At 74.4% G+C, this 7,853-nt stretch carries 10 protein-coding genes; 4 read left to right on the top strand and 6 right to left on the bottom strand.

Annotated elements, in window-relative coordinates:
* Nucleotides 1-231: 231 nt before the first annotated feature.
* Nucleotides 232-699, bottom strand: a complete 468-nt coding sequence (flgN, locus tag G3T38_RS20770; protein WP_163774815.1) for a flagellar export chaperone FlgN — start codon at nucleotides 697-699, stop codon at nucleotides 232-234.
* A 372-nt stretch (nucleotides 700-1,071) separates the two neighbouring features.
* Here flgN and G3T38_RS20765 point away from each other — a divergent pair, with 372 nt between their 5' ends.
* Nucleotides 1,072-1,962 (top strand): sigma-70 family RNA polymerase sigma factor, encoded by an 891-nt coding sequence (locus tag G3T38_RS20765; RefSeq protein ID WP_163774813.1) that lies wholly within the window; start codon nucleotides 1,072-1,074, stop codon nucleotides 1,960-1,962.
* 92 nt (nucleotides 1,963-2,054) lie between these two features.
* Here G3T38_RS20765 and G3T38_RS20760 read toward each other — a convergent pair whose 3' ends face one another.
* Nucleotides 2,055-2,639: an EVE domain-containing protein gene (locus G3T38_RS20760; protein WP_163774810.1), complete on the bottom strand. Its 585-nt coding sequence runs from the start codon at nucleotides 2,637-2,639 to the stop codon at nucleotides 2,055-2,057.
* A gap of 187 nt (nucleotides 2,640-2,826) precedes the next feature.
* Between G3T38_RS20760 and G3T38_RS20755 the strand changes: the two genes are divergently transcribed.
* Nucleotides 2,827-3,309, top strand: coding sequence for a hypothetical protein (locus G3T38_RS20755; RefSeq protein ID WP_163774808.1), 483 nt, complete (start codon nucleotides 2,827-2,829; stop codon nucleotides 3,307-3,309).
* Here the strand turns inward: G3T38_RS20755 and rlmC are convergent.
* Nucleotides 3,264-4,451: a 23S rRNA (uracil(747)-C(5))-methyltransferase RlmC gene (gene rlmC, locus G3T38_RS20750; protein ID WP_338037799.1), complete on the bottom strand. Its 1,188-nt coding sequence runs from the start codon at nucleotides 4,449-4,451 to the stop codon at nucleotides 3,264-3,266. The genes G3T38_RS20755 and rlmC overlap by 46 nt on opposite strands.
* 172 nt (nucleotides 4,452-4,623) lie before the next feature.
* Here rlmC and G3T38_RS20745 point away from each other — a divergent pair, with 172 nt between their 5' ends.
* On the top strand, nucleotides 4,624-5,430 hold the full coding sequence (locus tag G3T38_RS20745; protein ID WP_206675948.1) for an alpha/beta fold hydrolase: 807 nt from the start codon (nucleotides 4,624-4,626) through the stop codon (nucleotides 5,428-5,430).
* A gap of 12 nt (nucleotides 5,431-5,442) precedes the next feature.
* Entirely contained in the window at nucleotides 5,443-6,024 is a 582-nt protein-coding gene (locus G3T38_RS20740; protein WP_338037798.1) for an HD domain-containing protein, read from the top strand.
* Here G3T38_RS20740 and G3T38_RS20735 read toward each other — a convergent pair.
* The 3 genes from G3T38_RS20735 to G3T38_RS22010 all read right to left on the bottom strand — a co-directional run bounded on the left by G3T38_RS20735 (nucleotide 6,014) and on the right by G3T38_RS22010 (nucleotide 7,289).
* Nucleotides 6,014-6,295: a DUF4031 domain-containing protein gene (locus tag G3T38_RS20735; protein WP_163774807.1), complete on the bottom strand. Its 282-nt coding sequence runs from the start codon at nucleotides 6,293-6,295 to the stop codon at nucleotides 6,014-6,016. The two genes, G3T38_RS20740 and G3T38_RS20735, sit on opposite strands and share 11 nt — an antisense overlap.
* A gap of 9 nt (nucleotides 6,296-6,304) precedes the next feature.
* Complete coding sequence (locus G3T38_RS20730; RefSeq protein ID WP_163774805.1) at nucleotides 6,305-6,472, bottom strand: hypothetical protein; 168 nt, start codon at nucleotides 6,470-6,472, stop codon at nucleotides 6,305-6,307.
* A gap of 115 nt (nucleotides 6,473-6,587) precedes the next feature.
* The gene (locus G3T38_RS22010) at nucleotides 6,588-7,289 is read right to left on the bottom strand and encodes a tetratricopeptide repeat protein (protein ID WP_338037797.1); all 702 of its coding nucleotides are present in this window, start codon (nucleotides 7,287-7,289) and stop codon (nucleotides 6,588-6,590) included.
* Nucleotides 7,290-7,853: the final 564 nt, after the last annotated feature.

Genomic DNA, 7,853 nt, shown 5'->3' with positions numbered 1-7,853 from the left:
GCGTGGGACACGAAGGCCTCCTGGTGTGTGAAGCGGTTCCTTAGACAGCTCCACTTCACATCCGGAGGCCTTCACCTTTCAGACAGGCTCACCGACGCTGGTCGGTACAACCTCCCTGGACATCACAACTAGCCCGCGCGCTCGGCCCCGCGCACCGGCGCTCGGCCCCGCGCACCAGCGGGGGCACCGGCGGGGGCACCGGCGGGGGCACCGCTGGTCGCGGCGGCGCGGTCAGCGCAGGAAGTCCGCCAGGCTCGCCTGCACGACGTGGACCGCTGACCCGAGGGTCGCCCCGGAGTCGGCCTCCCGCGCCTGGACGCGCAGGGGGGTCCGACTGCGGCCGGCGGCGACGAGGTCGTGGTTGCCGGTGGCGCGCTCGGCGATCGACCGCGTCAACGCCACCAGGGCGTCGCGGTGGTCGGTGAGGATGGTGCGCCACGGTTCGTCGCTGCCCTCCGCGAGCTCCCGCAACGTCGGCCCCGGGGCGAGCCCGGCCGCCGCGGCCGCCTCGTCCGTCACGACGGCCCTCAGGAGCTCCGTCTCGCCCACGGTCGTGCGCGCGGCCGCCACGTCCTGGGCGGTGCGCGCGTGCCATCGCGCACGCCCGCTGGCCAGCACGAGCTGCTCGAGCTCGACGCGGTAGAGCAGGGTGTCGAGCAGCTCGCGCTCCCGCCACAGGACGAGCGACAGCTCCTCCACCTCGGACCCCCTGGTCGTGTCGAGCGATCGGCCGTCGGCCCGGACCGCGGGCACTCCCGACCGTCGACAGGAGCCCTCCCGCACCCCCTGCCCTTCGGCGGCGCCACCCGGCTCCTGAGACAAATTCCCGAGCGGAGGAGGTAGCCGGCGACGAGCGACGCGTCACGGGACACTCGTCGGACGCCTCCCACGTCGCTTGAGACTTCCTTGAAGTTCTCTTGCACCTTCCTTCCGAGTCATCCCACCCGGGACCTCCGGCGTGACCGAATGGAACTAGGTCCGACCGGGACCAAGGTCCCGACTGTGCGGACGAGGGGGCCTCATAGCAGTGACGACATCGCCAAAGCGGACCGACACGCCAAGGATCGAGTCATGGCTCCGATCCACCTCCCTCAGCAGGACGAGCTGATCACCTCCCACGTGGCGCTGGTCGGACACATCGTCCGCGAGACGATGACCCGCGTCCCCGCCCACGTCAGCCGCGACGACCTCATGTCGGCAGGTCTCACCGCGCTCGTCCAGGCGGCGCAGTCGTTCGACGAGGACCGCGGCGTTCCCTTCACCCGGTACGCCGCGCGCCGGGTCCGCGGAGCCATCCTCGACGAGCTCCGGAGCGTCGACTGGGCATCGCGTTCGGTGCGGCGCCGAGCACGCGACCTCGAGGAGGCCCGGGGCCGCCTCGCCGCGACGCTGGGCCGCCCGGCCACCCCTGACGAGATCGCCGCGGCCACCGGCCTGACGGTCACCGAGGTCGAGGCGAACCACGACGACATCGCCCGCGCGCAGCTGCTCTCCCTCCAGGGCACCACCGGCGCGACGCTCGAGGAGACGCTCGTCAGCGCCGCCTCCACCCCCGAGGAGGCGCTCGAGCACGCGGAGCAGCTGCAGTACCTCGTCGCTGCCGTCGCCGAGCTGCCCCACCGGCAGCGCGTGGTGGTCGAGGGGTACTTCTTCGCCGAGCGCCCGATGGCCGAGATCGCCGTCGAGCTGGGCGTCAGCGAGTCCCGCATCTCGCAGATCCGCGCCGAGGCCCTCGTGCAGCTGCGCGACGCCATGAACCACGCGCTCGCCCCCGAGCTCGTGCGGCCCGCGGCACGACCGGGCGGTTGCGCGGCGCGGCGACGCGACCAGTACGTCGCGGCTGTCATGGCCCGGCAGTCGGCCGGCGCGAGCCGCGGCACCGGCTCGCGGGTGCTGCCGTTCCCGCAGGTCGCCACCGCACCGCGTCGGGCCGTCGCGAGCGCCTCCGGCCTCGCCGGCTGAGCCGTCGCCGTCCCTGGACATGACAGGACAGGACAGGACAGGACAGGGCAGGGGACGGTGACGGCCGCCGCGGAGCGACCGAGCGGGCGCCATCAGGCCCGCGCGTCCGGCACCGGGCGCGCACCGGAGCCCCGGGCCGCGTCGGGACACGGGTCCGCGTCGGGACACCGGTCCGCGTCGGGGTAGGACGGCGCGGCGAGCACCGCTTCCCGCACGACGGCGATGTCGTCGATCGCCACCTCGAGAAACCCCGGCCGGAACACCACGCCCCAGCCCGGCTCGTCGCGCACGAACGACAGCCGGGGCAGGAGGGGCTCGACGGCCGCCTCTCCGCCCGTGTCGACGAGCTCGACGGCCCGGCACCAGTCGTCCGGCATGGCCCCGTCGCCCTGGTAGGGCGCCACCCCCGTCACCGTGCCGACGGCCGTGAACCGTCGGACGACCGCACCGGCCCGACGTTCCTCCCGCGGGGAGTAGACGGCCACCCCGTCGCCGAGCCGCATCCGCCGCAGCCGCCCCTCGCCCCGGGACCCCAGGCAGAGCGTGCCCGTCGCGATCGCCGCGAGGGCGTCCGCCCGGCTGAGCACGCAGATCCACCCGGTGGCCTCGGCGCGGTCGTCGGGGACCAGCTGGAGCCTCCCGGTGCGCCCCGGCACCACCCTGACGTCATCACTCATCCCGTTCCCCCTGTGCTCGACCGGCGCCGGGTGACGCCTGCGGCCCACCTTGCCGCGCGACGGGGACCCGCGAGGTGCGTGCGGTGCCACCTGGGGAGAAGGTCGTCGTCCCGCGCAGCTGTGGACGACCACCGGGCCTGTGGAGAGCCGGTGGCGGCCGCGCGCCGATCGCCCGAAGGTGGTGCCCATGGACACGACGACACCGAACCCGCCCACCGCCCGCACCGCTCTCGACCTGCGCGCAGGATGGCAGCAGCTGCTCGACCCGCCCGACCACGAGGGGCACAGCCTGTGGGTCCTCGTCGTCGACGGCGAGACGCGGCGACTGACCTCCCTGCTGCACGAGGTGGCCGACCTGCCCGCGGTTCCCGCGACTGGCGACGCGGCGCAACTCGAGCGGTTCCTCGCCCAGCTCGCCGCCTCGGTCCTGCGCGACCGCCACCGCGTGGCGGTCGCTCTCCGTCGGCGGGGCGGCCCGCTGCCCGACGAGACGGACTTGTGGTGGATCGCAACGGTCTACGAGGCGTGCGACGCCGTCGGCGCGCCGTGCGAGACGGTGCACCTCGTCGGCGACGCGGGGGCTTTCCCGGTCACCCGCGCGGAGGTGCGGGCGGCGCGGGCCGCTCAGCGCTCCCGGGCCGCCCGCTCGAGCAGCACGACGGCCTCGTAGTGAGCGGTGTGGGGAAACATGTCGAGGACCCGGCCGCGCACCGGCCGCAGCGAGGGCATCGCCTCCAGGTCGCGCGCCAGGGTCACCGCGTTGCAGCTCGAGTAGACGACGTGCCCGGCGCCTGACTCCTCCAGGAGGCTCGCCAGCCGGGCACCGATGCCCCGCCGCGGCGGATTGACGACCACGAGGTCCGCGACCGGCTCACCGGCAGCCACCGCGTCGGCGACCCACGTCGTGGCATCGGCGGCGACGACCTCGACGGCGAGACCGTGGTCGGCGGCGCTGCGGCGTGCGCTCTCCGTGGCGGCGCCGCTCACCTCGACGCCGACCACCCGGCGGCCCGGAGCCGCGACGTGCAGCGCGAACCCACCGACCCCGCCGTAGAGGTCCCAGACCGACGCCGGGGCGATCTCGTCCACCCACTCCGCGACCTGGCGGTAGAGGGCGGCGGCCACCCGGGTGTTGGTCTGGAAGAAGCTCTGCGGGAGCAGGTGCAGGTCGAGGTCGTTGACCCGCACGCGCAGAGAGGTCGCATCGGTGAGCACGATCTCGCGCGGCCCCTCGAGCACGGCCTTGGGGTCGGGCTGCAGGTTCACGGAGACCACCCGCGCCTCGGGCAGCCGCCCGAGCAGCCAGGGCAGGTGCTTGCGGATCCGGGTGACCGCCTCCTCGGAGCGCAGCACGAACCGCACGAGGAGACCTCCGTCCGGCGCGACCGTCACGAGGAGGTGCTTCAGCTCACCGCGGCGCCGCACGACGTCGTACGGCGCGATCCGCGCCCGCACGACCAGCTCCGCCAACGGGTCGGCCGCGGCGACCAGGCGGGGGTCGTGGAGCGCGCAGTCGCGGAGGTCGACCCCTCGCCCCTCGGGGTCGAGGATGCCGAGGGTCGGGGCTTCCGGGGTCCCGCCCACGACGAGCTTCGCCTTGTTGCGGAACCCGCCGAGACCACCCTCCACCACCGGCTCCCAGGCGATCCCGGGCCAGGGGGCGAGGAGCGCCCGGCAGGCCCGCTCCTTCTCCGACAGCTGCTCGTCGTAGGGCCGGGGCAGCCAGGTGCACGACCGGCACTCGCCGCGCGCGTAGTGGTGGCAGTCCAGGAAGCGGGGCGCTGCCACGCCTTCGACACCGGACCCCAGCACGGGTCGAGCCTACGCGCACACCGGCGCGCCCACCGCTCCGGACGTCATGCGCGGCGGCGGCGCCGGCCGCCAGAACGCATGACGTCCGGGGGGGGTGGGCTGGATCACGTGCATTCTGCCAGCTTTGATGTAACACTCCCGATGTCACATTGGCGCGCAGGAGGAGTACGACGTGGTGCACTCACCGCTGGCCCACACGCGACGAGGCTCCGGGGAGACCGTGGTCCTCATCCACGGCATCGGTCACCGCCGGCAGGCCTGGGGCCCGGTCTTTGACCGGCTCAGCGAGCGTTACGACGTGATCGCCGTCGACCTCGCCGGCTTCGGGGAGTCCGCGCCGTTCCCCCGCGGCGTTCCCTACACGATGGACGTGGCCTGCCAGCACCTCGCCGAGCAGTTCGCGGAGTGGGGCCTCGACCGCCCCCACGTGGTCGGCAACTCCCTGGGCGGGGCCATCGCGCTCGAGCTCGGCTCGCGGCACCTCGTCTCCTCGGTCACGGCCCTGAGCCCGGCGGGCTTCTTCGGCCGCTTCGACCGCTTCCAGGCGCTCGGGCTCCTCAGCCTCATGCGCCTCACCAGCCAGCTGCCCGACGGCGTGCTCCGCGCCGCCGCGCGTCCCGCGCTCGGCCGACGCCTCATCGGCATGGCGCTCTACGCGCACCCCGAGCGCCACGACGCTGCGTCGACGTACGGCGACGCCCTCGCCCTCAAGAACTGCACGGGTTTCGCGGCCGTCGCCCGTGAGGGCGTGCACTACGCGTTCCGCGGAGCGGTGGGCGTGCCGACCACCGTCGCGTGGGGCACGAAGGACCGGATCCTCCCCTACCGCCAGGCGGCGCGGGCGCGGGGGCGACTCCCACACGCCGTCCACGTGCCGTTGCGCGGGGCCGGCCACGTCCCCATGGCCGACTGCCCCGACGAGATCGTCGCCGCCGTGGACGCCACCGTCGGTCGCGCGCGCGAGGTCGCTGCGGCCTGAGACCCTGAGCGGGTGCGTGCCCTCGACCTGCCCTGGCCCCTCCCCCGTCGCACCGACGTGCGGGACGAGCTCCTGGCCGCCTACGGCACCGGCCGCGGCTACCACGACCTCCGGCACCTCACCGAGGTGCTGGCTCGCCTCGCCGAGCTGGGACGAGGCGACGACGTGGAGGTCGTGCTGGCAGCGTGGTTCCACGACGCGGTGTACGACGGCGGCACCGACCTGGAGGAGCGTTCCGCCCTCCTCGCCCGTGCACGACTCGCCGGGGAGGACGTCGACGTCGACGAGGTGGTGCGGCTCGTGCGCCTGACGGCTGACCACCGACCCGCGTCCGACGACCCCCGGGGACATGCCCTGGTGGACGCCGACCTGGCGATCCTGGCGGCTCCCCCGGAGCGGTACGACGAGTACCGACGCGCCGTCCGGACCGAGTACGCCCAGGTGCCCGAGCCGCAGTTCCGAGCCGCTCGGCGGGCCGTCCTGCAGGACCTGGCGGACCGGCGACGCCTCTTCCACACCGCCCACGGGCACGCCCGGTGGGATGCGCCGGCGCGGGCGAACCTCGCCCGCGAGATCGTCGAGCTCAGCGACTGAGGTCCCCGCGGCCGCGCCGGGTCTTGCGGCGCCGCAGCCCTGCGGCCGACAGCCGCGCGACCAGCTCACGACTGCGCACCTCCACGGCGCCTGCCGCCACCGCCGCGTCGTACAGCTCCGCCGGCACGTCGTAGTGGTCCCCGTCGAAGGCGCGCTCCGGGACGCCGAGCGTCGCCGCGAAGGCGTGCAGCTCTGCATAGGACGTGTCGGAGGCCAGGTGCGACCACCACCGCCCCCGCCACGGCACCTGCGGCTCGTCGATGAGGATCACCGCGGCAGCCTACGGCCCGGGGGCGTCCAGCTCGTCCGCCAGGCACTCCCAGCCCTCGGCGAAGCGCTCGGACACGAGGAACCGGCCCAGCGCCTCGCCCTCGCTGGCGGCGGCACCGCACTCCTCGCGCCTCGCCCGCCACTCCACCAGGTCGATCACGTCACCCCTGCGACCCATGTCGTCTCCTCTCTCCGGCACCAGGATGGACCGTGGAGGAGACGCCACGCCGACGGGAGGCATCGGCTGCGGAGAACCGCTCCGCCGACCGCCCCTGGGGACGGCCGGCGGGCCGTCACTCCGCTGCGGAGTCGAGCTTCTTCTCGAGCTCGGCCGCGCGGTCGGCCGCGTCGGTGATCTCGTCGGCGTCGAACGCGTGCGTCCGGTGGAACCACTCGAGCGCCTCGGCGGGTCGACCGGCGGCCAGGAGGGCCTCGGCGTACACGTAGCGCAGCCGCACGACCCACGCCGCGCGGGTCTTGTTGTTGAGCGGGGAGAGCTCGAGCGTGCGCAGCGCAGCATCGGTCTGCCCGAGGTCGAGGCGCGCACCGGCCTCCACGATCGTCATCTCCGCCTTGGCCTCCGCCGAGAAACCCTTCACGGAGGGGCTCTGGGCGAGCTTCAGCGCCTGCTCCGGCTGCCCCAGGGCGCGGTGGCAGTCCGCCATGATGGGGAGGTACGCCGTCGCGCCGTTCATGCGCTTCGCCGCCCGCAGCTCGGCCAGGGCCTCCTTGTAGTGGCCCGCGGCGTACGCCGCCTCGCCGACCGCCTCGCGCACCATGCCGAGACGGGACGCGCGCGCCCGGGCGGCCAGCGTGTGCTGGTACGCCGTCTCCGGGTCGGTCTCGATCAGCCGCGTAGCCGCGACGAGGTGGCGCGCCACTCGCGTCGCGAGCTTCTCGGGCATGCCCTTCAGCTGCGAGGCGAGGTTGCGGTCCAGCTCCTGGCCGGTGATGTCGGCATCGAGCTCGGGACCGTCGTACTGGGCTTGCGCCACGGAGCGCTCCACGCGCGGCTCGTCACGACGATCGCCGCGCGCACCGCCGGGACCCGTACGTCGCGGACCGCCCCCGGCCGACGAGCCACCACGGCCGGGGCCACGCTGGGAACCACCGGGACCGCCGGAGCGTCCACCCGAGGACGGCGCGCCGTCGCGACGGGAGCCAGCACCGGTGCCGGCGCCCTCGGGCTTCCCCCCACGACCACCAGGACGACCCTGTCCGCCGGGCCGACCGGACCCCGCGGAGCCGCCCGGCCCACCGGAGCGGCCCTGCTGACCGCCGCGCGAGCTGCCGCCGGATCCACCGGGACCGCCGGAGCGACCCTGACCCTGACCGCCCGGGCGACGTCCGCCGCCGCCCCGACCGGCACCCTGACCTCGACCGCCCTGCTCCGCCACTGTCCGACTCCTCAACGCTGGAACCACCCGCATCCCGCGGGCACGCAAACAAGAGTAGGGGTTGTCGTGACCCGAAGGTCACGACAACCCCTACTAGAAGAAATGTCCGGCGGCGTCCTACTCTCCCACGACCTCTCGATCGCAGTACCATCGGCGCTGAAA

It is taken from the genome of Nocardioides zeae, from assembly GCF_010686755.1.
Classification (GTDB): domain Bacteria; phylum Actinomycetota; class Actinomycetes; order Propionibacteriales; family Nocardioidaceae; genus Nocardioides; species Nocardioides zeae.
This window is presented reverse-complemented; position numbering and strand designations above follow the sequence as displayed.